Source organism: Aliiroseovarius sp. YM-037 (assembly GCF_048060095.1).
GTDB lineage: Bacteria > Pseudomonadota > Alphaproteobacteria > Rhodobacterales > Rhodobacteraceae > JBLUOA01.
On record NZ_JBLUOA010000001.1, the window covers coordinates 1,870,740 to 1,897,237 of the forward strand.

Sequence of the window (26,498 nt, forward strand, 5' to 3'; positions counted from 1 at the left end):
ACCGTTAGAACAATTCCAGTTGCCGTCCCCCCGGCGGCTGGAACAGATCGGCCCGCAATGGCGACAGGTCGGTCAAAAGACCAAGACGACGAACAGAAAGGGCAAATCTATGGGCGACCATTTCAGCATATTGCCCCTCGCCCCGCATCCGACGCCCCCACGCGGCGTCGTAATCCTTGCCCCCGTGCATTTCGCGCAATCTCGCCATGACTCCCGCCGCGCGGTTTGGGAAATGCTCCGCCAGCCACTCCTGCACCAGCGGAGAGACTTCTTGCGGCAAGCGCAGCATGATCCAACTGGCCGCCGTCGCACCGTTTTCCTTCCCGGCGGTCAGAATCGCCTCAAGCTCATGATCCGTCAGTCCGGGGACGAGGGGCGAGGCCATAACCCGCACCGGAATGCCAGCATCCGTCAAGCGCCGGATCACCTGCAAACGACGGGCGGGCGGCGGCACGCGCGGCTCCATCCTGCGGGCGATGTCGCGGTCCAGAGTCGTCACCGACACCCCGACCCGCACCAGATTTTGCGCGGCCATGGACGACAGGATATCAATGTCGCGTTCAATCAACGTGCCCTTGGTCACGATGGCGACGGGGTGCCGATGCGCCGCCAGCACTTCGAGGATACCGCGCATGATTTTTCGTTCCCGTTCAATCGGTTGATACGGGTCGGTATAGGTTCCGATCGCAATCGTCGCGGGGTTGTAAGACCGGCGCCCCAGTTCTTTCGCGAGCACGCTTGGCATCGTGGGACGGGCGATCAGCCGCGTTTCAAAGTCCAGCCCCGGCGACATCCCCAACCACGCGTGCCCCGGACGGGCATAGCAGTAGATGCAGCCATGTTCGCACCCGCGATAGGGGTTTACGGACCGATCAAACGGCAAGTCTGGCGAACTGTTGTAGTTAAGCGCACTGCGCGGCGCCTCCTCGGTCACAACAGTCCGCAGCGGGGGCAGCGCCTCTCCATCCCCGGGCCAGCCGTCATCAATGACCTCCTCGGCAAACCTTTCATACCGGCCCGCGCGATTGGTGCGGGCGCCACGGCCACGCGCCGTGCCTATTCTGGGGTTTTGTGGATCACGGGCTGTCATAGAACAAAAATAGAACATTTGTCGCGCACAGACCAGCCCGGCAACGAAATCCGGCGAAGGAAACGCCAAGTTTGCCTTTGTTGCAGGGCATTTCGTCGGTTGCAGCGTCAGCGATGTCGCTATTTAGCAACCCGAACGACCGCAAAAAGCCGAATAGTCAGTTAGGAAACCGGCGCATCCGCGCCAGAGCCAGGGAAAAGAACATGGCCGAAGAAGACGATATCATCCTGTCGGAACTCCCCGATGACGAGCTTGTGTTGCAAATGCACGATGACCTTTACGATGGTCTCAAGGAAGAAATCGACGAAGGAGTCGACATTCTGCTGGGTCGCGGATGGGAACCCTACCGCGTTCTGACCGAAGCGTTGGTCGCTGGCATGACCATCGTCGGCAAGGACTTCCGCGACGGTATCCTTTTCGTCCCCGAGGTGCTTTTGGCCGCGAACGCGATGAAATCCGGCATGTCCATCCTGAAGCCCCTGCTGGCCGAAACCGGTGCGCCGCGCGTCGGTAAGATGGTGATCGGCACGGTCAAGGGCGACATCCACGACATTGGCAAGAACCTTGTCAGCATGATGATGGAAGGCGCCGGGTTTGAGGTTGTGGACCTTGGCATCAACAACCCGGTTGAAAACTACGTCGAGGGTCTTGAGGCCGAAGACGCGGATATTCTGGGCATGTCGGCCTTGCTGACGACCACGATGCCTTACATGAAGGTGGTCATTGATACGCTGGTCGAAAAAGGCATGCGCGATGACTATATCGTGCTGGTCGGCGGTGCGCCCCTGAACGAAGAGTTCGGCAAAGCAATCGGCGCTGACGCCTACTGTCGCGATGCAGCCGTTGCTGTTGAAACCGCCAAGGAATTCATGGCGCGGAAGCATAATCAGGCCGCTGCCGGCTAAACGTCCGGGATTTTGGATTGCAAAGACCCCGGCGCAATCGCGTTCGGGGTCTTTTTACATTAGACCGGGCGCATATCTGGACTGGAGGATGTGATGCCACTCGATAAATTTGTGCTGCTGCTTGTCTGTGTCGTGGCCGCTGCGGCGGCGACGGTTTGGATCGGTGCGCTGGTCGCGGCGAGTATGCAGGTGCCCGTCATCGGATGGATCGCCTTTATCCCCGCGGCCCTTGTCGGCTACGTCGTCTGGCGTGTCATCGCAGAACGCCTATCGAACGCGGAGGATGATCACTATGACCGAATCGAAAAGTGAAATGATGGTTGTCACGACCGACGGGATTGCGGGGCGCGAGGTCGCACAGGCGCTCGGCCTTGTCAAAGGCTCCACCGTTCGCGCGAAACATCTGGGGTCTGACATCGTGGCGAGCCTGCGGAACCTCGTCGGCGGAGAGGTGCGGGAATACAACCAGCTGCTCGCCGGGGCGCGGGAACAGGCCTATGACCGGATGATCGCCGAAGCGCGCCTGCTTGGGGCCGATGCGATTGTCGGCGTGCGGATGCAAACCTCAACCATCCAGCAAGCTGCGTCAGAAGTCGTGTTTTACGGCACCGCTGTGCGGCTGAAATGAAGCTCAGCGATCACAGTTTGACGGAGGATGGGTTGGTCAAGGCTGGCGGCGGCGGCCAAATCCTTCTGATAGCTTGCGGTGCCCTCGCCCGCGAAATTCTTGCGCTGAAAGAGGCGAATGACTGGTCCCATCTGGACCTGACCTGCCTGCCCGCCAAATACCACCTTTACCCTGAAAAGATCACCGAGGCGGTAGAAAAATCCGTCATCGAACATCGCGATCAGTATGATGACATCTTTGTTGTCTATGCCGATTGCGGAACCGGTGGACAGCTACAGGCAAAATGCGAAGAACTGGGCGTTGAGATGGTCGAAGGGCCGCATTGCTATTCGTTCTTTGAAGGCAATGAGGTTTTTGCCAAAACTTCCGAAACGGAGTTTACCGCCTTCTACCTGACGGATTTCCTCGTCCGGCAATTCGATGCGTTCATCTGGAAGCCGATGGGCCTTGATAAACACCCGGAACTGCGTGACATGATCTTTGGCAACTACACCAAGCTGGTCTATCAGGCGCAGATTAATGACCCCGCACTTGATGCGAAGGCCGAAGATTGCGCAAAGCGTTTGGGGTTGGCATATGAACGCCGCTTTACCGGGTATGGCGACCTTGAAACAACGCTACAGAGACTCGGCTAGGCGCAAGTTTCGGCAGCCAGCAGCCTGATCCGTTCAATCATCGCCCGCAGTCCGTTCGATCGCTGCGACGATAGATGTTCATCAAGCCCCAGCCGTTTCAGTTCGGCCGCTGCGTCGGTTTTCAACACCTCATCCACTGACACGCCGTTGTAAAGCGCGCCGAGAATGGCGATTAAGCCGCGCACGATCATCGCATCGCTGTCACCCTGAAACTGGAATGTCGCGCCCTGCCCCTGCCCGTCGATCTGCGGCAAAATCCAAACCTGGCTTGCGCATCCGTCAACTTTGGTCGCGGGAACCTTCACGGCGTCATCCAGCGGCGGCATCGCTTTGCCAAGCTCGATGACATAGCGATATCGTTCCTCCCAATCGTCAAGAAAGTCGAAGGTCTCTGCAATTTCTTCAAAGGCTTCGGTCGGCACGCGGCGCTCCTGTAACTAGTGTGCCTTTCACCTAGGCCCGCGCGGACAAAAGGTCCAGACCACATCATGACGGGTTTTCAAGCAACGCACTTTGGGCTAACCCGAAAGGGAACATGAGGGACCGGTAACTATGAAGACCCCGATCATCGCACTTTCCATCGCCGCGCTGCTGCTCAGCGCCTGTGGCAGCCGCCTTAATCCGTTCAACTGGTTCGGTCGCGGCCAGCAAGAAGAAACGCTGACCGTCGGCGCCGACGGCGAAGCGGCACCGCGCGATGCGCGTCCGCTGGTATCGCAGGTGATTGACCTTCAAATCGACCGCACGCCGGGCGGCGCGATCATCCGGGCGGTTGGCCTGCCACCAACCCAAGGGTTCTTCAACGCTGAACTGATCGCCGAAAACCGCGAACGGCCTGATGAAAACGGCGTGTTGACCTACAGCTTCCGCCTCGCAGAACCGTTTGATTTCCAACGCGTTTCAACGCAGCAATCGCGCGAGGTCGTGGTCGCACGGGAAGTTTCCAACATCAAACTTCAGGGGGTGCGGTCAATCCGCGTGCTGGGATCACAAACCAGCCGGATCAGCCGTCGCTGACCGCGCTTTCCGTCAGCGCGACAACCGTAACCTGACTGCCCTTGGCCGCCAGCGCGACCTTGCCTTCGCATAGACGCCGGGCGTCCGCCCCGAACACCGTATTGCGCCAACCCTTCATCGACGGCACATCGCGCTGACCAGCCGCTATCGCGTCGAGCTCTGACGCCGTCGCAACCAGTTTTTGCGCAACACCTTCGGTTTCTGCCTTTGATTTCAGCAAGACCCGCAGCAAGTCCGCCAGCGCCGGATTAACGTTCAGCTTGTCGCGCGACGTGTCAGGCTTGGGGTGGGTTGCAGGGTCAGACTCAAGCGCCGCCGTGACAGCCGCCAGAATCCCCTCCGCAATCACGCCCTTGCGAGCCTCGCGCAGCAATAGCCGGGACCGCCCGAGGTCTTGCAAGCTGCGCGGTTTGGTTGAGGCGAGCTCCAACAGCGCGTCGTCCTTGTAGACCCGATTGCGGGGAACATTCGCGCTTTGTGCATGGGTTTCACGAAACCGGGCCAGTTCACGCACCAGCGCGAGAAACTTACCAGAGTTCGTGCGCGTTTTGACCCGCCGCCAAGCCTCATCCGGCTTGATGATGTAGGTATCGGGGGAGGTCAAAACCTCAAGCTCCTCCTCCACCCACGGGCTGCGGCCGGATTTCTTCAGCTCCGCCGCGAGGAATTCATAGACGACCCGCAGATGCGTTACATCGGCCAGCGCATAGGTCTTCTGGGCGTCCGTCAGCGGACGACGGGACCAATCGGTAAAGCGCGAGGTCTTATCGACGCTCGCCCGCGCAATCTTGCGCACAAGGGTTTCATAGCCGACCTGTTCGCCGAACCCACAGACCATCGCGGCAACCTGCGTATCAAACAACGGTTTGGGAAACACGCCGCCTTCGATAAAGAAAATCTCAAGATCTTGTCGCGCCGCATGGAACACTTTGACCACGCTTTCATCGCGAAACAGATCATAAAGCGGTTCAAGCGACAGGCCATTGACCAGCGGATCGACCAAGACAGCAGTGCTGTCATCTTTGCCCGGCATCGCAAGCTGCACCAAGCACAGTTTGGAATAATAGGTCCGCTCTCTCAGAAACTCCGTGTCCACGGTGACATAGGGATGTGCCTTGGCCGCTTCGCAAAAATTGGCCAATTCGTCGGTCGTGGTGATGGTCTTCATGAAAGCTCGTCGTGTTGTTCTTGTTATGCTTCCGCCTGTTCTATTTGAAATCGGCAGCGATGGGAAGCGTTAGGACAAAGTAACCAAGCTGCGATCACCGCTGGCAAACCGGCGCAGAACTGCGGGGTAAAGGCGGTGTTCCAGCGGCAGAACCCGCGCGGCCAGCGTTTCCGGTGTTTCATCGGGCCGGATCGCAACACGCGCCTGCCCAAGCACCGGACCGGCATCAAGGTCCGCGGTGACCTCGTGAACGGAACAGCCGGCCTCGGCATCCCCGGCCTCAATCGCGCGGGCGTGGGTGTTGAGCCCTTTGTATTTCGGCAGCAGGGACGGGTGAATATTCAGCGTCCGTCCGGCGTAGGCGGCGATGAAAGACGGCGTTAGAATTCGCATGAACCCGGCAAGGCAGATAATGTCGGGTCCGGTACGGTCAAGTTCTTCCTTCAAGGCCGCTTCAAACGCGCTGCGGTCATCGCCGAAGGGCCGGTGATCGACGGCGGCGGTGGCGATGCCCATGTCGCGCGCCTTTTGCAAGCCACCCGCTTTCGGATCGTTCGACAGCACCAGAACGGGCCGCGCTGGGTGATCGCCAACCATATCCTCTGCTAGCGCCACCATGTTTGAGCCGCCGCCGGAAATCAGGATCGCAACGCGTTTCGTCAAAGGAGCTTGCCCGAATAGCGCACGCCCGCGCCGTCAGTGATGTGGCCGAGGTGGTAGACAGTCTCGCCGTCACCCTCCAACTGCACCGTCAGCGCATCCGCCTGATCCTCAGCCACCACCAGCACCATGCCGATACCGGCGTTAAAGGTTTTGAGAAGTTCGCGTTCCTCAATCCCAGCGGTTTCGGCCAACCAGCGGAAGACCGGCGACAACGTCCAAGCGCCAAGGTCAATGTCTGCCCCGGCGCCGTCAGGCAGCACGCGGGGAAGGTTTTCGGTCAAGCCACCACCTGTGATATGGGCAAGCGCGTGAACGCCCCCTGCCCGCACGGCGGCGAGGCATTGCTTCACATAAAGGCGCGTCGGGGCGAGCAGCGCGTCGCCCAGCGTGCCTTCACCAAACGGGTTGTCGCCATCCCAGCCAAGGCCGGAAAGGTCGACCACCTTTCGGACCAGCGAATAGCCGTTGGAATGCACCCCGTTCGATGCAAGGCCCAGAAGGACATCACCGACAGCAACGCCAGAAGGCAGATCGCCGCCCCGCTCCATCGCGCCAACGGCAAAGCCCGCAAGGTCAAAATCACCGCCGTGATACATCCCCGGCATTTCAGCCGTTTCGCCGCCGATCAGGGCGCAACCGGATTGCGCGCAGCCCTCGGCGATGCCTTCGATGATGGTCGTCGCGGCCTCAAGCTCCAGCTTGCCGGTCGCGAAATAATCGAGGAAGAACAGCGGCTCCGCCCCCTGACAGACCAGGTCATTGACGCACATCGCAACGAGGTCGATCCCGATTGTATCGAACCGCCCGGTATCAATCGCAATCCGGAGCTTGGTGCCGACGCCGTCCGTCGCGCCAACAAGGATTGGATCGGAATAGCCCGCCGCCTTTAGGTCGAACAACGCGCCAAAGCCACCCAAACCCGCCATCACGCCGGGCCGCGCGGTGCGTTTCGCCGCAGGCTTGATCCGGTCGATCAGCGCATTGCCCGCATCGATATCCACGCCCGCATCCGCGTAGGTCAGCCCGTTCTTGCCAGAGGTCATCGGCAGATCCCCATTTGATCCAAATTTTGCTGAGCGCGGGTTAGCAGGGCGCGGCGGCGCTGTCCATGCGCGATCAGGTCTCTGAGGCCGCGCGCATCTTAGCCCCTTGCGGAAAAAACACCCGCGCGGCAAGAAACAGCAACGCGATCACGATGACATTCAGCACGATCAGCGGCCCGGTCGCCCGCCCTTCCAGCATCAGCGTTATCAGCAGCGAAGGATTCATCGGCCAAAGTGCTGTCAGTTCCGGCGACAGCAAAACCGATGCTACCGTCACGACCAGAAACGCACCAAAGGTAAACCACGCCGCCAGATGCCAGGACTGCGTTGGCACGGGCGGCGCGCCCTCCTTCGCGTAGAACCGACGCCCGGCGATCACGGCGGCAATCACCACGGCAACCGGGCTAAGCCAGCCGGGTGTCGTCATGTCAAAGCCTGCATAGAGCACGATGCCAATCCCGACGAACAAAACGCCGAAGACAACCGTGAACACCAACACGAGCGCCGTCTTTGATGATCGCATATGCAGCCTCCAATAATCACTGAAAGCGTTAGCGTATTTTCTGATTTTCGGAAAGCCAAATAGCTTGACCCGGACGGCCCGTCTGCTACCCATGCGCCTCAGGTCGGGCCTGTAGCTCAATTGGTTAGAGCAGAGCGCTCATAACGCTTTGGTTGGGGGTTCGAGTCCCTCCGGGCCTACCACCGTCACCCCTTCAAAACACGATATAGCAATGTCCCCCCGCCCGCGCTAAGGTCACGTTCAACGACGGGCGCGTTGGTATTTTTGGCTCGTTTGGCGCGTATTTTAGTGATCCAAATTTGACCGAGGAGTCGCCCGATGGGGAAGCCAATCAGCAATGTCACAATCGTCGGGGGCGGCACGGCGGGATGGATGACCGCCGTGTTGCTCGATGCCTTTGCCCGATCAAATTCTGACGGTAAACGGTCGATGAAAATTTCGCTGATTGAATCCCCAAACATCCCGACAGTCGGTGTGGGCGAAGCGACCGTGCCGGGTATGCCGATGACCCTGCGCAAGGTCGGCATTTCGGAACAGCAGTTTTTCAAAACCTGCAACGCGTCTTTCAAGCTTGGCGTCATGTTCGACAACTGGAACAACGACGCGAAGGGCAAGCCGATCAGCTACGTCAACCCGTTCGCCCGCGCGCCGATGATAGATCAGATCGACGCGGGATATTTCTTTCAGGAATACGGCGCAGGCGGGCTTGATTTCGTTCAGTCCTTTTCACCAAGCGTGGATTTGGGTGCCGCCTGCAAAGGCCCGCGTCCCTTGGGCGGCAAAGAATACGACTCAACCGTCGGTTATGCCTATCATCTCGACGCCGGGCGGTTTGCGGGGATGTTGAAAGAGGTCTGCATCGCCCGCGGGGTGGAACACATCCTTGATGACATGCTTGAGGTCAAACAGGATGAACGCGGCTTCATCACCGGACTAGAGTTGAAAGATCGCGGCCACCACCCGATTGAACTTGTCATCGACTGCACCGGATTTCGCGGACTTATCATCAACGAGGCGCTAAAAGAACCGTTCGTCAGCTATTCCAAATACCTCGCCAATGATCGGGCGATGGCGGTCCAGATCCCGCACCCGGATGAGAAGATCGAACCGATGACCCACGCCTCCGCCCTTGGGGCCGGGTGGAGCTGGCGCGTGCCGCTGTTTAATCGAATTGGCACCGGCTACGTTTATTCCAGCGCCCATCGGACGGATGAAGAGGCGCGGGAAGAGTTTGTAAAACACCTCGGCGTCAAAGATGCGGAGCCGCGGGTGATCCCCATGCGTGTCGGACGGAACCAGAACGCTTGGGTCAAGAATTGCGTCGCAATCGGTCTGTCCGGCGGCTTTATAGAACCGCTGGAATCCACAGCCATCCACATGATCGACGCGGGCGTGAAATGGCTGATCAACCTGTTCCCGGATTCAGATTTCGCCGACCCGCTGCGCAAGCGGTATAATACGCTGACCGGCAAGCTTTACGACGAGGTGCGCGATTTCATCTGCCTTCACTATGCGCTCGGCAATCGGACGGATGACGAATATTGGATAGACGCCCGCAGCCAGCTTGAGGTGCCGGACAGCCTTGCCGAAAATCTGGAGCTTTGGAAATACAAACTGCCCGCGACTTTTGATCTGGGGTTCGCATCGCTATTCTCGTCGGCGACCTACACGACTGTGCTGCTCGGCAAACGGGTCTACGAAACCGGCTATGGCGAGGGCACGTTCGACAGCGGCGGCGCGCTAGACGCCGCGCGGTGGAAAACCTACCTGGCGCGTAGCCGCAAGCGCACCGAAGGCATCGTCAAAGCGACCGCCGACCATCGAACCCTGCTGACCGAACTGCGCGGAGAGCTTGTTCCTCCAGCGGAGCCTTGGGCACTGCAATCAGGCAACCCAACCGTGCCGCTACCCGGTATGGCTCCGCAGGCCCGCGCAATAGTCAAACTGCCGGAATTCAGGGCCAACGACGAAGCTGGATTGCTTTAACGGGCGAGGACCAGATCAACCTTCAGGCCGCCGAGGTCATCACTCTCCCCCAGTCGCAGCGTCCCGCCATGCCCTCGCGCGACATCAATCGCAATGGATAGACCAAGGCCGACCCCGCTGCCCTTGTTCTGGTTGCGAGCAGGCTCCAATCGGACGAACGGCTTTAACGCCTCCTCCCGATCCTCCGGCGCGATCCCGGGTCCGTCGTCTTCGACCGTGAATCGGACAACCTTATCGGTCAACGCGACGCTGACCCGCGCCCGCGTGCCATAGCGCAGCGCATTACCGATCAGATTGTCGAGCGCACGCCCAATCGCCACCGGGCGCAGCATGACTTGCCCTACCCCCTCGACCGAGCCAATCGCCACGTCACGGCCTCCCCGCGCGGCCTTCTCGACCGCTTCGCGGGCAATCGTGATCGGATCACTCTCCAGCAACTCATCGGCCGCATCGCCGCGTGCGAAGTTGAGGAAACCGTCCAGAAGTTGCTCCATATCCTCAACATCACGCAGCATTGCGGCGACGTCCTCGTCCTGCTCCTCCATCGACAGCCCTAGCTTCAGCCGGGTCAACGGTGTGCGCAGATCGTGGCTGACCCCCGACAGCATCCGCGTGCGCTGTTCAATCTGGCGCTCAATCCGGTTGCGCATGTTCAGGAACGAACTGCCCGCCGCCCGAACCTCTGTCGCACCAGACGGGTGGTATGGTACCGACCGCCCCTTGCCGAACGCCTCCGATGCGACGGCAAGGCGCTTGATCGGGCGAAGCTGGTTCCGCAGAAACAGGAAAGCGATCAGCGTCATTAGCAGGCCGGTAAACACCATGAGCACAAGCAACTGATGTGGGTTCGACGCGGAAACCCGGCGCCGCGAAAATTCGACCAGCATGTCCCCATGACGCGTCGGAGCAAGCAGCGAGACAAGGTGGTCTGCTGTCGAAAGATCTATCGCTTTGATATCCGGTTCTGCCGTCCGCAACACTTCGATGATGATGCGGCCCGACAGATCGTAGAACAGCCTGCCATCCTCAATCACCTCGTCCGTCGGAAGCTCCGTCCGAAACGCCAGCGGCTCCCTCAGCTCCTCCAACTCTTCCAGCGCGCCGTCGAGCGATTGCTCGCCGTCGATTTCATCCAAAAGGAACGAAAGCTCCCGAACGACATTTGTGCTCATCTGACGGGTCACGTCCTCAAAATGTCGTTGGATGAAGACTATGGACACTACCAGTTGGATCGTGAAAATCGGCACAATCAGAATAAGCGCAGCGCGACCGTAAAGACCGCGGGGCATATAGCGTTTGAGCCAGGCAAAGAACATGGCGAAACCGTAGCGGGCGACGCGCAAAACAGGAAGCAGGTAAATCGAATGGCCGACAAATCAGATATTGAGCCGGGTGTTGTGGCAGAGCTTGAGCCCGGCCTGCGACGCATACTCGCCCCGAACCCGTCGCCAATGACCTTGCACGGCACGAATACGTTTCTGATCGGCACCGATCGTCTTGCCGTGATCGACCCCGGGCCGAATGACCCGCAGCACCTCAACGCGTTGATCGCCGCAATCGACGGCGCAAAGGTCGACGCCATCCTTGTCACGCATAGCCACATCGACCACTCCCCCCTTGCCCGTCCGCTCGCCGACGCAACGGATGCGCCGGTCATGGCCCTCGGCGACAGCCTCGCCGGACGGGCCGAGCATATGTCGGGCCTTGCCAAAACCGGCGCGGTCGGGGGCGGCGAAGGGGTTGACCCCGATTTCGCGCCCGATGTGATTTTGTCCGATGAAGAAGAGATTACCGTCGGCGGAACCCACCTCACCGCGCTTTGGACGCCGGGTCACATGGCCAACCATATGTGCTTTGAAATGGGCGAAACCCTGTTCACCGGCGATCACGTGATGGGCTGGGCAAGCTCGCTTGTCTCGCCCCCTGACGGCGACCTGACGGCCTTCATGGCATCCTGCGAACGCCTTATGGCGCGCAACAGCCGCATCTACCACCCGGCACACGGCGCCCCCGTGACAGAGCCAAAAGACCGACTTAACTGGTTAATCGACCACCGAAAATCCCGCGACGCGCAAATCCTCGACGCGCTTCGGCTGGGGCCAAGCACCGCCGCCTCCCTCACCGCGCGGATATATACGGATGTTCCGCCTGCCCTTCTGCCCGCCGCAGAAAGGAACGTGTTTGCCCACCTGATCGACCAGCACGTGCGGGGTCTTGTGTCGGTCGACGGCGCACTTGGGTTCGACAGTATTTTCACCCTGCGCTGACCGGGTGAATTTTCCTGCAATTTTGTGATAAAACCCTCTGGACGCGGCCCCACCCCGCCGTTATATCACCCGACGTGTTCCGGCGTAGCTCAGCGGTAGAGCAGTTGACTGTTAATCAATTGGTCGTAGGTTCGATCCCTACCGCCGGAGCCAATTCCCCCTCAAGCTACTGAAAATGTGTGATTTTCAGTTTTGGCTTCGATGCTCAGCGAAGCCTGGGGTGAAATTGGTTGCACATGAGGTTGCACAAGCAGTTGCCTCTCCGGTTCAGGGACTTCCTTGGTCTCGTCAGGTGGCTCTCCATACTCAGGAGAGCAGATGCCATCCCCTTCGTACCTCTACCGCCAATCCGGAAGACTGTATTTTCGCAGACGGATCCCGGGGTTATCCACATCTAAAGCACCCGTCCTCGTGGCTCTCTCCGAAGAAATTCCCTTACGGAGTGGACTTTGCCGGCGCGTGCGAACGAAGCATCAAATCCGCACAGGCCGCTGGAAAAATTGATGACAAGACTGCAGATGCCCGACGCTCGAAAGTCAAATTGTTCTGCCTGCTCGCCGAAGTGCAAACGGTCACCGAAGTCGAGCAGCACCACTTCCGAATCTTCGAAGAACGCATTTCGGAGGTTCACATCCATTTTCTGAAGAAGCCCAAACACCAGGATTTTACCTGGTCCGACATTCAAGAGCTTGCGGACCAGACGGAAGACGATCTGCTCGGGCGGGCAGCCGCGCTGCATTGGATGTGGATTGATGCTCCTGATCTTACCCTCTGGTGACAGCACGAACCTCGGCACCGCGATGTTCACTTCGAGCCGTCCGAGATGCGTATGGGTTGTCACGAGATGAGGCGGGCGCGCTTCCAAGGGCACCCCGGCAAACGCCGTTTCAAAGACCAGTTCCACGGCGGCAGCGACCTGTTGCCTTAACACTGGGTCGCCAGAGTTGAACGCCGCGACATCAATGTCATCGCGGTGAAAGCTGAGCGTCACAACCCGATACTTTTTCTTGAAGCTCAACCCCGCCAGAGCGCCCTGAAAGACCATCGGCTGTCCGCTCAGAAGCTCTGGCGCCGGGTTGCGCCTCTCAATGACTTTGCCTGCTCCTATGTCTTTCTCAACACCTTCTGCAAGCAAGTATCGCGACGGTTCGCTACCGGCCCATTCCTGCCGTTCATTGTGTCACTCAGTGCTGCAATGCAGTTTCCCTTAAGCGGACCTTGAGCTGATGTGAACAGATGTTGCATCATTCACAGTGTGAATGTTTGTGGGAGACGTTTTTTCACGAGGCCCAAACGAACATACCGAAATAAGCATTGTAGGAGGTAGCATTGGCCCAGAAGCTTTTTTCCCGACGAGATGCTCTGCGCTTGGGAACTGGATCTGCAGTGGTCCTTGCTGCCCCGGCAGTCCATGCAAGCTGCCACTCCGGCGGATTGCGAATTCGTCGGCGTACCGACTTCCATTCCTTCGACCCAATGGACACGCGAGGCGAAGACGAGGTCATTACCCGCAACATCCTTGCTCCGCTAGTGAGGGCCAAGCAAACCACCCAGGGAAACGTTGAGTGGGAAATCGTCCCGCATCTGGCAACTGGTTGGGAGGTTAGCGATGATGGTAGGAAGTACAGCTTCGCCCTGCGCTCCCAGACTTGGTCCAGCGGTTCTAACATCAGCGCGGACGATGTGGTCGCATCTTTTCGGCGTGTAGCGGGCATGGGGGCTGAAAAGAAGCCGAGAAACTCGGTGTTTTGGGCACAGCTTAAGGACGTGACGAACACCGGTGACTCCATCGAAATTGTGCTGGAGAGTCCGGTCGCTGATTTCGCGAAGAAGGTATTACCTTGGGGGGCGGCCTGCGTTGTTGAAGGTTCGAGGAGTTCGTCCGCTGGCACCACCAGTTTTGGTATCGATCAGGGGCCCACAAGCGGGAGATTCAAAATATGTGAGCTCGTTCCTGGTTCACACTTGAGCTTGGAAAGGGATGAGAACTGGTCAGGAGAGAGCGCTCAGCTAGAGCGTGCGAGTTTTATCGTCATTCACAATGACAGAGTAGCTGATGCAAGATTCGCGGCGGGCGAGATTGACGTGATGAGAGCGACTCCTGAGGTTCTATACAATCGTTCGCCACTGCTCACTGACTTGCTGTTTAGTGATCGCGTAAGGGTAGTCGACACACCCGCATCGTTTGTGCGCTACGTGGCGATTAATCCAAAGACGATTGATACGCCCGAACTGCGAAGGGCTATACAATTGGGCATAGACCCACAGGAAATTGTCCAGTCGATATACTCCGACGCGCCCTTGTCGGAGGGGCTCGTATCGGTAGCATACGGATTTGTTCCCCAGCATCTCCTAGGGTCCATTAGTGAGCCGACGCTTAGTCCGGATAGTGGGGCCGCGCGCGCGTTGGTTGAAGAAGTCGGAGCCACGGGGCGCGAGATTAGGATTGCATCGCGGGTCTTCCAGTCAGAGCTCGAAATCGCGAGACGAGTAGCCGAGCAGCTTCAACAAATTGATTTGAATCCTCGGCTAGTACAACTTGAGAGTGCACAGTTTTTTCAAGAGCTTCAGTTTGCCGACAACTTCGATCTGGCGATACGACCAGTCTTCTACCAGGAGCTGGACCCCACAGACGCAACGTACCAATTCCAGAGTTCGAACTTCTCATTCGGCTTCGAAAACGAGCGCTACGACGAATTGCACGAACGCCTCCCATTCATATTCGACGCTGAGGAGCGACGTTCGGTTCTGCAGGAGATGCAAGGTATCGTGATCGAGGATGGCGCAATCTTGCCAATAGAGGACGTTCAAGCTCGGTGGCTGACGAGTCCTAGAATAGACGCAAATTTCTTGCCAGACGCCAGCATTGGTGACCTCGGTGATTGGAGCGTGGACAATTGACCCGACTTATTCCGATGCTAGCCGTGGCAGTAGCCTTCACGCTAGCTCAAGCACGAGATGCGAGGGCTGTAGATTGCAGCGCTATACAGTCGGAGCCGACTCCAGCTGAGGAAATCGTGGCCGAAATCGCCAGACACGCTCAGGAGGAAGCGGAGTCGGGGGTCGGTTTGAATCCGCCAAATCTCTCGGGGCAAAACCTGGCAAGCGACCTTTCGAAGGAGGAGGCTGCGACGCTCTTCAAGGGAGCCAACTTGTCGGGGGCCAACCTAAGGTGTGCCAACTTGAGCGGATTTGATTTCACTGGTTCGACCTTGGTCGGAGCCGTGCTTGATGGATCTCGCTTGGAGGGGGCACTTCTCTCAGGGGCACGTCTCACCGATGCCAGCATTGTTGGTGCCAGCCTTGCAGCTGCGCAACTGGATGGTTCTGTTCTAGTTGGTGCTGACCTCTCTGATGCAGATTTGACTGGCGCAAACCTTTCCAAGGCTGATCTTGCACGCGCGAATTTATCGAACGCTCGCTTGATCAACACAGTGATTGATGAGGCAGTATTGGATAACGCAGCGGTAGGCGGAGCTGTCTGGCAAACACGTGGAGATGTCACTGGCGATACCGCAAGTAGTCTATCTGGGTTGGCTCACTTGAGGGTTGGCTTCTGTAAGAGCGATTGGTCCGAACTCAGCTTCGAAAACTGTGAGCGTCTTGCGGAGCGGCCAGACTTGGCCGCATTGGTCAAGCTCAAGAAGATACTATCAGAGGCAGGTGACGGCGCTGGTCGGAGGGAAGTTCGACAGGCAATCGGCCGAACAACTACTGAGTTGGCCATTGCTCGCTGGCATGCAGGTGAGCAATCATCATTCTTGCCGATGCTCACGCGCAGCATATGGCACAAGGCGTTCCTAGATCACGGCGGCGCAATGTGGCGAGCAGTGTGGATTGGGCTGGCACAAGCAGCGATTTTTGCGGTTGCCTACATATTGGTGCACTTGTCCCGAAAAAGTTGGACGGGAGAGATGTTCTGGGTGACACCCGAAGGCCGGATATCCCGAAACATCTACAGAACACCGCGGCGCACGGATGAGCAGACAGATCCGATTGGCGGCTTCGGTCGCCCTTTGGTTGTTGCGGGAATTGTCTACAGCATAATTGCCTCCATTCGAGTGGGGATTGAGCGCATGAGCGTGCTGGATGGGCTACTGAAAGCGGTTCCAAAGACCACTATCGTAGAGGCAGTCGGTGCGTTGGCCTGGATAGGTCTTCTGCAAAGCGCCCTCGCACTTAGTTTGATCTCAGTGGCCGGATACTACTGGTTTTTCTAGTCGATCACGGCACGCCAGACGCATTTAGCCCGTCTGTGTGATCAAAGGGCTGAAAATCTAGCCCCAGGCTAAAGGGCGCCTTTGCTATTGAAGCCGCCCGTTGATTGCGTTCGAATTCTCCCGAAAGCAAATGCGTCCTCTGAGCTGGACTACCCGTCTTCCGGGTTCGTTTCGGCATCCCTCTTTATTGACACAGCTACTTCTAGCGCAGTCTCATAGTCATCCAAATCTACCGGAAACAAGTCGAAGAAAAGTTCTGTGCACTGTTCGTACGACACGTTGTAACTCTCGGAACTATCACCGTCGGCACCAGCAGAAACAAAGTTACGGCTGCTTAGGTGCTCGAAAAATGCCGCCGACATGAGAAATGGGCTGGCATATCCATCGCGGAGACTCTGGTTCCCAAGCCGCTCGTCTGTGGCCACTTCGCTGTCAATTTCTCGGATTCGGTTGAAGGCCAGTGCAAGGTTATCTTTTTCGAGGACTGCATTTGCACATTCGAAGACCTTCTGATTGCAGGTCGACCACCAATATCCCTCATTTCTTTGGTCCAAAGCCTTGGATGAGACAATGACAGCGGTGACACTCGGGGGGCGGTCTAGCACCATTCCCTCTGAGAAATGAACGCTACCTTCGACTCCACCAGCACGACTTTCCTGCATTGCCGAGAAGTTCTCTCTAAGCAATGACCCCATTTGGTGACGGGTTGCCTTCCAATCTGTACTCTCTGCGCTGGCTTCTAGAGCAGTTGGATTGTAATTGTCTTGAAGACTTAAAGTGGCTATCCGGATCTCCCCAAATACTCGCGCTATGTCGCTTGCCGGGTAAATCGATCCACTGTAGTCATCCGTTGTCACAGCGAGTCTATGCGCGATGGAGAACGCACTTTCGTCTGCAAGCTCCTCGTCTAATTCGACCCAGAGGTCGCGCGGAAAAATTTGCGCGTTGCGAGGCGCAACCAGGTTCCAATATGCCTCAGTCACCGCAACTTGATCAGAGATACAGGAGGCACGCAGCAAACCTTCAGCAGAAGCTGCTCGTGTGAGTAACTCAAATGCTGAGTTTTTGAACTGTTCCTGAGGGGTTTCACGATTCCAGTACTGGACGAAGAAATACGAACCAGCGGCCAGTATGGCTCCTCCTACAATGCCCTCTACAATGTTCTTAGTCGACAACGGCATTTGAGATCTTCGGCTTACTTCAATTTCTAGCAAGTTAACTGAAGGTTGAGGGTGTTCAAGGTTCGAGCAAATTTAGGACGAGTTCCATGCAGGGCGTCGTGTCACCAACTGGCTTCCTTACAACGTCGCACTAGAGAGCGGCCCATTCCTGCCGTTGGCACGGGGCTCGCAGCGCTGCGGTGCGGCCCGTCGAAGGAGACATTCGCCGCGACGCCACAATCGAACGAGCGGCGAACTGGAAGTCTGCGGAACAAAGCGCCATTTCGCTGCATCTGCGCTAACAGCGGCCTTCGCGAACGCACTGTTAAAAACGGTTCATTGCAAGACAGAATTCACAAGAGAATACCCTTGAAGGCGTGGTTGCTGTCGGTCGTCACCTTGTATTTCTTTGACCGTTCTACACGAATGCCGTTTTCACGCATCAAGCAACCAATGTGACGGTGGCCGACGTTCAGACCAAACTCCTTCAACTCTTCCGTGATCCTCGGTCGTCCGTATCTCCCAAGGCTGAAACGGGATGCTCCTTGATGTGCGCGAGCACGACCATGTCTCTCCACTGTCTTTGACTGGCCGGGCGGGTACGGTATGCACGTAAACCACGCGGGCTGACGGCCAACAGGTCGCACATTCGTTTGGCTCCGAACGCATTGCGGTGTTCTTCAATGAACCGAAACCTCATGGCTTCTGGCCCGCGAAGAACTGCGTTGCCTTTTTTTGGATGTCCCTCTCCTCCTTAAGAATGCGGTTTTCGCGTCGAAGCCGCTCACTCTCGCGGGCAAGGTCCAAGTCTTTGTCGGATACCACTTCAGTGTCGCTATGCGCCGTGACCCATTTATTCAAGGTGGATAAGCCAACACTCAGATCTGACGCTACCTGCCTCCTTTTCAGCCCGCTCATCAGCGCGATCCGCACCGCATCGGCCCGGAACTCGTCCGTTCGTTTCAGTCCCATAGTTCGTCTCCTTTGTTGGAATAAATGCTACCAAAGAAGCGGCATCAAACCGTGACACGTCCAGTTTCAATTGACGCATCGCGGCGTCTCGCATTGCCACCGTTAATGCAGTCGGAGAATGGCCGGAGATCCTTGAAGGTCATAGCGATTTGGTTTGCTGGCCACACGCAAGAAACTCGTCAAGTGACACCTTACGACGAATTTATCCGCGCTTGAGGATTGATTGCGCAGCACCTCGTCGGGCCCAGGCCGAAAACGATTTCAGGGGACCACAGCCTCCGACCGTCGCGATCCACGTCCGCGCCGCCGCAGACCCGTTTCGACAGAGCAAGCCACACGTATACGTTGAAAAATATGCGAACATGTGGCATTATTTCTGTCTATCGAAACTGCATGGAAAGAGTTTTCGATGAAAATCTTTTGCACAGTCGTATTTTTTTTCGCAACTTTTGCGCCTGCATATTCTGCGGCGTTCGACGTTAGCGCTGGACGTTTTGGCGATGGTGGGCGTCCCGTTCCCGGACTTGGTCCGTGCAATCCTGAAATCCAGTTGTGCCGCTGACCGGCACGAATGTCAGGTATTGCCTACACCGTAGCTGTCATCCTCGGCGGTATCACACTGATTGCCGAGGCCTATCGTCAATTCGAGAAACCGGTTGTCGTTCACGCGCATAACCGCTTTCCGGTGCTGCGCAAGCTCGACATTTCGTCGCTCTGCTCCAAGTCGGAGTATCTGCGTGGCTTCATCATCTATGTCATCATCTATCTTTCGGCCTACGCGGCCTTCTTGACGTCGCTCGAATTGTACGAGTTGCTCAACACACCCGAAGCGGGCCAGAAATTGGCTGGCGCAATCGGGCACGTGTCGCCGACGGGACAAGAAGAGGGCGCAGGTGGTGTAGACGACTATGGCAAACCGATCTTCGTCTCGGCAAGCATCATTTTTTCGCTGTCTTCCGGCCTGTTCGCGCCGATCGAACGTTACACGCGGGCGTTCGCGCACCGGCTGGCGGGTATTCCACGGGGCGTCTACCGGATCATCGGGCAGTTGAAACGCGTAGATTACGAAATCCTCGCCCCGAATCTTCCGTTGCCGTTGTCGACCAGCTATTCCGACAGCATTGAAGAACTGTCCGAAGACATTTTGAAAAGTCAGATGATCGAGGAAACCCGCAATGCGCTTCGGGTGATCGACATTCTGTCGCCCGCTGTCACAGGGCAGCTCGGCGACCGAATTTTCACTCAGGACAGTTTGGAATCCGTCAATGAGCTGATCGATAGCGAACGCGATTCCGTAAAAGCGCTCAGCGATCGACTTTCGTCCCTGCGGGAGAACCACGGTGCGTTGGAGGAGCTTCACAGGCAAGTGCTCGACACGCGCGACAACCTGCAAGCGCTGTTCGCGGTGCTGTTCATCCAGAGCCGCTCCATCGCATTGGTGAGTGATGCTACACCGACGGCGCGGATTATGGATAAGCTGCTGGAGCGGCACACCGACCCGGATTCCCAAAGTCTTGCCGGAGCGCTTGCCACCACTTTCGTTGCGACGATTGTGATCGTCACGCTGGCCGATCTTCTATTCGTATATGGGGCCTATGGCGGGCGGACCCTTGCCGAGGTCATCGCCGCAGAAATCAATGTGTCGATCCGGTTCGGTCTGTGGGCGGCGGTGCGAATAACACTAATGTTTCTCGCCAGCGCCGCGCTGGCGGTGATCGTTCGTGAAACCCGTATCGATTCGGGTCAATGGCCGGCCTATACGGTCAACCGGTTGCCGTTCCTGCGGTTCAGTATTGCGGCGATCATCCCCGGGATCGCAGCCATTATCGCCTGTTTCATCGGCGATATCGGGGAAAAGTCCATTGGATTGCTTATCAGCAGCGGTACTGTCATGACCAAGAGCCAGCTTGAAGACTCGGTCCAGAGCGGCGGCGGCTTTTATCTCATGTGTTTCGGCTGGGGCTTCCTTATCAGCATATTCTATTTCCTTGTCACCGATCTGCACGACGAATTGCCCGCACGCAAGACGGTTAGCATTGCGCTTGGCGTATTCGCGCTATTCGCGGTCTGGGCACTGGTCATCGTGGTGAGCGGTTATTCAGGCGGCGGCGAAGACGAATTCTGGCTCGCGCGCATAATCAAGGAAACCTCGGGCTTTGCGCTGCCCGCGCTGATCTTCTTTGTCACTTTCGCGTTGCTGCTCGAATGGACGGAGGAATAGGACCGTGATCGCAATGCCGCACCTAGCCCGCTGCCTGGCCATTGTTGCGCTGGCGCTGTCCGGCCACGGCGCAGCGGCGCAGGAGGTGGAACTCCGCATCGGGGTCCGCACGGACGCGGCGCCGTTTTCCTATCAGCGGTCCGGGCGCCGGGCGAGCACCATATCCATACCCGGCCCGCTGATCAATCAGGGGTATGACGGCTTCGTTGTCTATCTATGCGATCGAGCCTTGCTGGACCTGCAACGGCAGATGGGCGACCGGCTGAAGGTGGTGCCGGTCAACGTCCAAGCAAGCAACCGGTTCGAGGAACTGCGCAATGGCGGGATCGACCTGCTCTGCGATCCGGCGACAATCACGCGAGAGAGGGTACGCGAGTTCCTTGCGTCGATGCCGATCTACATTTCCGGTATAACCTTCGCGAAACAGCCGGAGATCCCACCGCAGTATTGCGGCTCGATCGCGGGAATCGTTGGCCGCACCACGGCAGAGACCAACGGCATCCACCTGATCCTCGACAATGGCGAGTGGCCGCAGTTTGAACCTTTGGTCCGGGACTACCTTACGAAAGGCGACGAATGGACCGAACCCAACCACGCTTGCAATGCGCTTGTTGATACCGGTCAGGCGGTCGCCGGCTCGCGCCCGGTTCCGATCCGGCTATTCGACAACCATATCGACGCGGCGGCGGCATTTTGCGATAGCGAAATCCTCTACTATGTCGGTGACATCGAGATCGTTGAACGCAACCTTGCAGCCGTGCCGGACTGCGCCTACTCGCTGGCGCGCGTCACCTATACCGAGGAACGCTACGCGATCTTCGCTCGCACCGATTTCGAAAACCCGGAAACCGGGCTGCTGACGCTGCGGTTCTTGGAATCTCTGGCTCGGATCATCTATGCGTCGCCCTCAGCGCTCGATCAGGCGTTTGTGCACACTTTTTCGGGCTACCAGCCGACCGAAAAACTCCAGTTTTTCAACTGGTCGATCCGCGGCATCCCGCGCGCTGAGAACTGAATCGACATTTTGCGGCCTAGAGCTGCGTTCCGACCACCATAGTCGTTGCTGCGCTACGGCACGTCAGAGGAGACACTCGCTGGGGGAGCAAGATCGAACAGTTCTTGGAGGTCAACTGGGCAGGATAAGGGGCTCTTTCGCTGCGGCTGCACTGACGTCAGCTTAATCGAGCGTTTTAAGCTCATTTGGATGCACGAGCCATAGATTAATTACTACGGGAGGTAGGAATGAATCCTAGATTAATTCAACAGAAAATTACCGAAGCCGTTCAAAACAATGATTTGGGTGCAATCCAAACGTTGCAGAAAGACCTTCTGCAGGAAACCGATTACGGCGAACAGCCCTATGACGCAGCCATCGAACTCAAGCCGGAACTGCGGGCCCAGCTCGAAACGTCGTTCGAGGGTGCCACGATGGTCAACTGGGCGAACCGCCTGGCGCGGGCAGAACGTCTGGTCAACTACCGCCTGAAAACACTATTCGGCTTCGACGGGACACGAATCGTTTCAGAGGGCGACAGCTGGTTCCAGTATCCCCTGCTGCTGGATGACCTTATCGATCAAGTGAGTTTCGAAAGGGACTTCGCCGTCTTCTCTCTAGGCGCGGCCGGCGATCTTGTTCAGCGCATGACGCAACAACGCGAATACAAGCGCGCGCTGCAGGATACCAAGTCTCCGATCCTCCTGCTCTCGGGCGGCGGAAACGATCTGCTGGGGGACGGTCGGTTTGAGAACCTGCTGCTGCCATTCTCATCCGGCGCGGCGCCTGAGGATCTGGTGAACAAAGCAGCACTGGATCAGGTGTCACGGGAAATCCTTGGTTTCTATCGTCAAATACTGACGGATGTGCGAGACAACCATCCCGGGGTGATGGTGTTCGGTCATGCCTATGACACGCCTTTCCCCAAGAACGGCGGCAAGTATTTCGGCGCGCCCCTAAAAAACGTGGGGATCGATCTGAAGCTTGGGCGCAAGGTGATCGAGGTCATCTTGGATGATTTTAGCGGTCGCCTGAACCAACTGGCACCGGAGTTCCCTAACTATCAGTTTGTGAACATGAAGGGCACCGTCGGCGACCATCCAAACAGTTGGCGGGACGAATTGCATCCCGAAAGCAAGGGGTTCGAACGTGCTGCAAAACCGTTGATTGGCGCCATCAGGGCGCATCTGTCGAGTTCCGGTTTCGAAGCGGCGTCGGCCGAGGCCAACGATGCAACCACCGTGGGCGTCTGGCCGTTCGAAAGCGACACAGTGGGGCGCACCATCGTTCTCGACCCGGGCCACGGCGGAACCGCGAGCCTCGGCGGTTCGAGCTGGAACAACGCCATTGGCCCCTCCGGCACGCTGGAAAAAACTTGGACACTCGATGTCTGCCAACGCGCCCGCGATGTCCTAACGGCGCGCGGACATACCGTGCTCGTGACACGCGACACGGATATGAATGTCTCTATCGAAGGGCGGCGCAAGGTCGCCCGCGATGCGCGAGCGGGCTGCTTCGTCTCGGTGCACTTCAACGCCTCGACCGCGCATAATGCGCAGGGAACGGAAACCTACGTTCACCCGACCACGACATCGGCCGCAAGCATCCTCCTGATGCGGCGTGTACAAAAAGCGATGGTTGCCGAATTGGGGCTTACTAACCGGAACGACACCCGCAGCACCGACGGGATATTGCGCGGCAGCTTCGGCGTTATCCGGGAAAACCGGCACCATGCCGACACCGCCGTGTGTCTCCATGAGGTCAGTTTCATGGATCGCATCGACGAGGAAAACCGTATCAAGACGGAAACCTATCGCGAATGCATCGCCAAAGCGCTGGCCGACGGCATCGATGCGTTCTTTGGAGCCGGCACGGAAGCGGCCGACGCGTTCGAATTGGTGGCCGAGTATGATTTCGAGGACGCCATCCATGCGAACGCGGTCGCAAGCGGTCTGTCGATCCCGCAATTCCTCGGCCTCGCCGAAGCGCCTCCGGGCGGCGGGTTGACCGCACGGGGGGCCTCGTCACTTGGCGTTCCGTTCGAGAGTGCCGCAGGCCAGACCCTGCTCGACACGATGTTCGCACAGGCCGCGCGCACGAGCGAGTATGTCGAGCCGGACCGCAACGAAGACGTCTTCCTCGACGGATCGCAGGGGATCGATTTCTCAACGCTCGACCAAGGGGCGGTTGAGCACCTGGAACAATTCAGGGCAGCCTACGCAGGCTTCGAAAGTTCAGGTTTCGACTTCGCCGCCTTCTCCGCCTTCGTGGCGGGGCTCGGGTTGAGGCACTTCTCCGCAACCGAGCTGCTGTTCCTAGGCAACAGCAATGCGGGAGGCTCGTGCAAGGGCAAGAACGCCCCGCCGCCTCGGTCCCTCTGGAACAACATCGCTAACACCGCCCGCATGCTGGACGAAATCCGCGAGCGTATCGGACACCCGGTCAAAATCCTCAGCGGCTACCGGAACAGCGCCTACAACAGCTGCGTCCGCGGCGCGTCAGGCAGCTTGCACATGAAGTACAACGCGATTGATTGGACCGCCTCGGGACGAACGATCAGGGAATGGCACGAAATCGCCAAAAAGGTTCGGAGCGAAAACCCCGCCTTTATCGGCGGGATCGGGCGCTACGACAGCAAGAACTTCGTGCACATCGATACCCGCGGCTCTGACGTAGACTGGATCAAGCCGTGACGCAGCCTGGCGTCGATTTCATCAGTCGCTGGACAAACGATAAGGCGTATTCGCAACTGCGAGGAAGCCGCAGTGTCCACAACGCCGAACGGATGATGCGCGGCTGGAGTGAAGCGCAAGGGTTCGAAGCCGCCGTCGGCAAGAAGAACATGGTCGATGCCAGTCTGCTCGAAATTCTCGCCACTTACCGCCGTGCGGTCTGCAAGATAACCTGTTCCGGCGTGGACTTTCGTGGCCTAGAAAACCGATGGACCGGAACAGGGTTTCTGGTCGGACCGAACTTGCTGGTTACCAACAATCATGTGCTCAACTCGGAAGCCGTCACAGCGTCCGCCGTCGTGGATTTCGAGCATGAGCGCGACCTCGGCAGTCTGCTCTCGCAAAAGGCGATCGGCCGAACACCGAAGCGCAGCCTCCAACTGGACCCCTCACGCCTCTTTTTGACCGACCCAGCCGTCGGCGGACTGGACTTCACCTTTGCTTGGATCGGCGAGGAAGCCGCGCAGGATTACGGCTTTATACCGATGTCGCGCGCCTCATTCGCCGGGCGGGTCTATGATCCGGTCTTCGTCATCCATCACCCAAACGGCGACTTCAAGAAGGTGTCGCTGGACGACACCGAACTGCTGAATGTCGAGGTCGATCTGCTGCTTTACGCCGCCGATACCGAGGGCGGGTCGTCCGGGGCGCCTGTGATCACTCGGAACGGCAAACTCTGCGGCCTGCATCACGCATTCCGGGACGACCAAGACCTTATTGAAAAGCACTCGAACCGGGCCACAATACTGCAAGACGGCACTCCCTATCGCGTAGCAAACGAGGGAATACAGTTCTCGGCCATCGCCGTTCATCTCGAACGCGAACTTACACAGGCGGCCGCCAACGAAGCAAATCTCCGTGAGGTGCTCCGACACTTCGTCGACACTGACACGGTCACAGGGCCTTACGGCGCGCTGGGCCGCAATTTCTCTCCTGACAGCCCCACCGGCGTCGACAATACTATTGGTCCCCAGGAGACGGAGATCGGACGGCGAAAGGTTATCGAAGCGGTCCACGCAACCAATCAGGATATCGACGTTTCGGTCTGGAATATGAACTGGCTTAACCAGCACAAAGACGACGGCGATGCCCTGCGCCGCGCCGCCCAAGTTTTTGCCGACATCACACAGGACTTGTGGGTTCTGGACGGCATTTCGCGTGAAACGGGATACAGGCTGCGCGACGAACTTGAGGACATCTTTGCTCAGGAATTCGGCTTCGTGTTCGCTGACGATGAGAGCCACCCAGAATTACCGATGACGGCGATCTTCTACAATACCCGAGCATTGAACGTGATACGGGATCCGTGGCCGGCGCACGTCGAAGACCTATGGCGGGTCAGGGCACAGGAAGACATCGGCCTTAAGACGATTTCAGGTCCGGTTTTTCCGAGTTTTCCGGCGCGCTTCGACATCGAGGTTCCCGGACATGAGCCACATTTCAGTTTGCGGCTTGTCCCGTTCTTTTTAGGAGAACACCGCAACATTCAGATGCGCAAAATCGTAGCGGCCAGCATCATGGGGTTCATCATCGAGGAAATGGTGAAACGCCCGGATATTGACGGCGACTGGCTGATCGCCGGTGACGTCAACGCGCCTATGAGGAGTGCCCGCGCTGCAACCTTCGAGAAGGCTGGATTTCGCCCCCTTTTCTTCCGCGACACGGAGCGCGGCGGCTTCAGTTATCTGCGAAATTCCGGCACCATCCTTTCCCAGATATTCGTGCCCGAAGGCACCGAACTAATGGGCTCAGACGACGGAGCAGTCACGACCGTGCCGCAGGTATTCCGCGACCGCTATGTCGATGATCTGACGAACAAGGCACCTTATGGCATTCGCATTTCGCTAATGAACGAAACTGCTGTAAAAGACAGAGAACTGATTCAACGCTTTTTAGACAGTAAACGCTTGAGTTCCTCGGATAGTCACGAGAGAGAAATTGTTGGTTCAACTTGGCGATGGCGTACTTAAACAAATTTCCGGCTGCGGGCGCACCAGTGGAGCCAGACGAGCAGCGGCCGCGCAAATGAAACGCTCGCTTCCGGCACCGTCGATTTTCCTGCATGATTTCGTTAACGAGCGCAGGTTTGAGAGGCACCGTTCTTCGTTTGTTGTTCTCGCCCATCGCCATGTTGATTGCCACGTGCTTCACTATGGCATGAGTCGGCTTCTTCTGGGTCGATACACGCCCGCAGCAATCTCGTTGTCAGAACACTTGAGCTTCAAAGCTGCGGTGGGATGCCCTAAGTCTTGTCCATCCATATGTTTCTGCTGG

At 57.8% G+C, this 26,498-nt stretch carries 22 protein-coding genes, 2 tRNA genes and 1 pseudogene; 15 read left to right on the top strand and 10 right to left on the bottom strand.

The features are described 5' to 3' along the window. Positions 1-4 precede the first annotated feature (4 nt). Positions 5-1,090: a PA0069 family radical SAM protein gene (locus ACEWPJ_RS09225; RefSeq protein WP_416512631.1), complete on the bottom strand. Its 1,086-nt coding sequence runs from the start codon at positions 1,088-1,090 to the stop codon at positions 5-7. Positions 1,091-1,293: 203 nt separating this feature from the next. On the opposite strand from ACEWPJ_RS09225, the gene ACEWPJ_RS09230 reads away from it, so the two are divergent. The 4 genes from ACEWPJ_RS09230 to ACEWPJ_RS09245 all read left to right on the top strand — a co-directional run bounded on the left by ACEWPJ_RS09230 (position 1,294) and on the right by ACEWPJ_RS09245 (position 3,258). Then, entirely contained in the window at positions 1,294-1,995 is a 702-nt protein-coding gene (locus ACEWPJ_RS09230; protein WP_416512632.1) for a corrinoid protein, read from the top strand. A 93-nt stretch (positions 1,996-2,088) separates the two neighbouring features. Beyond that, positions 2,089-2,307 carry a hypothetical protein gene (locus ACEWPJ_RS09235; RefSeq protein ID WP_416512633.1) on the top strand — a complete coding sequence of 73 codons (219 nt, stop codon included), beginning with the start codon at positions 2,089-2,091 and terminating at the stop codon, positions 2,305-2,307. Between the two features lies 1 nt (position 2,308). Continuing rightward, positions 2,309-2,623 carry a YbjQ family protein gene (locus tag ACEWPJ_RS09240; RefSeq protein ID WP_416513029.1) on the top strand — a complete coding sequence of 105 codons (315 nt, stop codon included), beginning with the start codon at positions 2,309-2,311 and terminating at the stop codon, positions 2,621-2,623. Continuing rightward, positions 2,620-3,258 carry a DUF1638 domain-containing protein gene (locus ACEWPJ_RS09245; protein ID WP_416512634.1) on the top strand — a complete coding sequence of 213 codons (639 nt, stop codon included), beginning with the start codon at positions 2,620-2,622 and terminating at the stop codon, positions 3,256-3,258. The genes ACEWPJ_RS09240 and ACEWPJ_RS09245 overlap by 4 nt, the downstream gene beginning before the upstream one ends. Here ACEWPJ_RS09245 and ACEWPJ_RS09250 read toward each other — a convergent pair. Further along, positions 3,255-3,680, bottom strand: coding sequence for a SufE family protein (locus tag ACEWPJ_RS09250; RefSeq protein ID WP_416512635.1), 426 nt, complete (start codon positions 3,678-3,680; stop codon positions 3,255-3,257). The genes ACEWPJ_RS09245 and ACEWPJ_RS09250 overlap by 4 nt on opposite strands. Before the next feature lie 130 nt (positions 3,681-3,810). Between ACEWPJ_RS09250 and ACEWPJ_RS09255 the strand changes: the two genes are divergently transcribed. Then, the gene (locus ACEWPJ_RS09255) at positions 3,811-4,275 is read left to right on the top strand and encodes a hypothetical protein (protein ID WP_416512636.1); all 465 of its coding nucleotides are present in this window, start codon (positions 3,811-3,813) and stop codon (positions 4,273-4,275) included. On the opposite strand, the gene rnd is transcribed toward ACEWPJ_RS09255, so the two are convergent. The 4 genes from rnd to ACEWPJ_RS09275 form a co-directional block, all read right to left on the bottom strand. Then, positions 4,262-5,443 carry a ribonuclease D gene (rnd, locus tag ACEWPJ_RS09260; RefSeq protein ID WP_416512637.1) on the bottom strand — a complete coding sequence of 394 codons (1,182 nt, stop codon included), beginning with the start codon at positions 5,441-5,443 and terminating at the stop codon, positions 4,262-4,264. The two genes, ACEWPJ_RS09255 and rnd, sit on opposite strands and share 14 nt — an antisense overlap. A gap of 69 nt (positions 5,444-5,512) precedes the next feature. Further along, complete coding sequence (gene purN, locus ACEWPJ_RS09265; RefSeq protein ID WP_416512639.1) at positions 5,513-6,106, bottom strand: phosphoribosylglycinamide formyltransferase; 594 nt, start codon at positions 6,104-6,106, stop codon at positions 5,513-5,515. Next, positions 6,103-7,149, bottom strand: a complete 1,047-nt coding sequence (purM, locus tag ACEWPJ_RS09270) for a phosphoribosylformylglycinamidine cyclo-ligase (protein ID WP_416512640.1) — start codon at positions 7,147-7,149, stop codon at positions 6,103-6,105. Before purM ends, purN begins: the two co-directional genes overlap by 4 nt. A gap of 73 nt (positions 7,150-7,222) precedes the next feature. Continuing rightward, positions 7,223-7,672: an ABZJ_00895 family protein gene (locus ACEWPJ_RS09275; protein ID WP_416512641.1), complete on the bottom strand. Its 450-nt coding sequence runs from the start codon at positions 7,670-7,672 to the stop codon at positions 7,223-7,225. A 105-nt stretch (positions 7,673-7,777) separates the two neighbouring features. On the opposite strand from ACEWPJ_RS09275, the gene ACEWPJ_RS09280 reads away from it, so the two are divergent. Continuing rightward, positions 7,778-7,854, top strand: a tRNA-Ile gene (locus ACEWPJ_RS09280). A gap of 136 nt (positions 7,855-7,990) precedes the next feature. Next, positions 7,991-9,658 carry a tryptophan halogenase family protein gene (locus ACEWPJ_RS09285; RefSeq protein ID WP_416512643.1) on the top strand — a complete coding sequence of 556 codons (1,668 nt, stop codon included), beginning with the start codon at positions 7,991-7,993 and terminating at the stop codon, positions 9,656-9,658. On the opposite strand, the gene ACEWPJ_RS09290 is transcribed toward ACEWPJ_RS09285, so the two are convergent. Further along, entirely contained in the window at positions 9,655-10,974 is a 1,320-nt protein-coding gene (locus ACEWPJ_RS09290) for an ATP-binding protein (protein ID WP_416512646.1), read from the bottom strand. The genes ACEWPJ_RS09285 and ACEWPJ_RS09290 overlap by 4 nt on opposite strands. Positions 10,975-11,022: 48 nt before the next feature. Between ACEWPJ_RS09290 and ACEWPJ_RS09295 the strand changes: the two genes are divergently transcribed. Next, entirely contained in the window at positions 11,023-11,925 is a 903-nt protein-coding gene (locus ACEWPJ_RS09295; protein ID WP_416512647.1) for an MBL fold metallo-hydrolase, read from the top strand. A gap of 78 nt (positions 11,926-12,003) precedes the next feature. After that, positions 12,004-12,078, top strand: a tRNA-Asn gene (locus ACEWPJ_RS09300). 241 nt (positions 12,079-12,319) lie between these two features. Here ACEWPJ_RS09300 and ACEWPJ_RS09305 read toward each other — a convergent pair. Then, a complete protein-coding gene (locus ACEWPJ_RS09305) occupies positions 12,320-13,060 on the bottom strand; it encodes a hypothetical protein (RefSeq protein ID WP_416512649.1) in 741 nt (246 codons plus the stop codon). A gap of 194 nt (positions 13,061-13,254) precedes the next feature. Between ACEWPJ_RS09305 and ACEWPJ_RS09310 the strand changes: the two genes are divergently transcribed. Together ACEWPJ_RS09310 and ACEWPJ_RS09315 are read left to right on the top strand one after the other, a co-directional pair. After that, positions 13,255-14,826, top strand: coding sequence for an ABC transporter substrate-binding protein (locus ACEWPJ_RS09310; protein ID WP_416512651.1), 1,572 nt, complete (start codon positions 13,255-13,257; stop codon positions 14,824-14,826). A gap of 116 nt (positions 14,827-14,942) precedes the next feature. After that, positions 14,943-16,145, top strand: coding sequence for a pentapeptide repeat-containing protein (locus ACEWPJ_RS09315; protein WP_416512653.1), 1,203 nt, complete (start codon positions 14,943-14,945; stop codon positions 16,143-16,145). A 149-nt stretch (positions 16,146-16,294) separates the two neighbouring features. Here the strand turns inward: ACEWPJ_RS09315 and ACEWPJ_RS09320 are convergent, their stop codons facing one another. Beyond that, positions 16,295-17,326, bottom strand: coding sequence for a hypothetical protein (locus ACEWPJ_RS09320; protein WP_416512655.1), 1,032 nt, complete (start codon positions 17,324-17,326; stop codon positions 16,295-16,297). A gap of 350 nt (positions 17,327-17,676) precedes the next feature. After that, a pseudogene (locus ACEWPJ_RS09325) lies at positions 17,677-18,277 on the bottom strand (IS3 family transposase); the annotation flags it as partial. Between the two features lie 571 nt (positions 18,278-18,848). Here ACEWPJ_RS09325 and ACEWPJ_RS09330 point away from each other — a divergent pair. The 4 genes from ACEWPJ_RS09330 to ACEWPJ_RS09345 all read left to right on the top strand — a co-directional run bounded on the left by ACEWPJ_RS09330 (position 18,849) and on the right by ACEWPJ_RS09345 (position 26,194). Further along, the gene (locus ACEWPJ_RS09330; protein WP_416512657.1) at positions 18,849-20,498 is read left to right on the top strand and encodes a hypothetical protein; all 1,650 of its coding nucleotides are present in this window, start codon (positions 18,849-18,851) and stop codon (positions 20,496-20,498) included. A gap of 13 nt (positions 20,499-20,511) precedes the next feature. Next, a complete protein-coding gene (locus tag ACEWPJ_RS09335; RefSeq protein WP_416512659.1) occupies positions 20,512-21,513 on the top strand; it encodes a transporter substrate-binding domain-containing protein in 1,002 nt (333 codons plus the stop codon). A gap of 227 nt (positions 21,514-21,740) precedes the next feature. Next, the gene (locus tag ACEWPJ_RS09340) at positions 21,741-24,185 is read left to right on the top strand and encodes an N-acetylmuramoyl-L-alanine amidase (RefSeq protein ID WP_416512660.1); all 2,445 of its coding nucleotides are present in this window, start codon (positions 21,741-21,743) and stop codon (positions 24,183-24,185) included. After that, a complete protein-coding gene (locus ACEWPJ_RS09345) occupies positions 24,182-26,194 on the top strand; it encodes a trypsin-like serine peptidase (RefSeq protein ID WP_416512662.1) in 2,013 nt (670 codons plus the stop codon). Before ACEWPJ_RS09340 ends, ACEWPJ_RS09345 begins: the two co-directional genes overlap by 4 nt. The last annotated feature ends 304 nt before the right edge of the window (positions 26,195-26,498 follow it).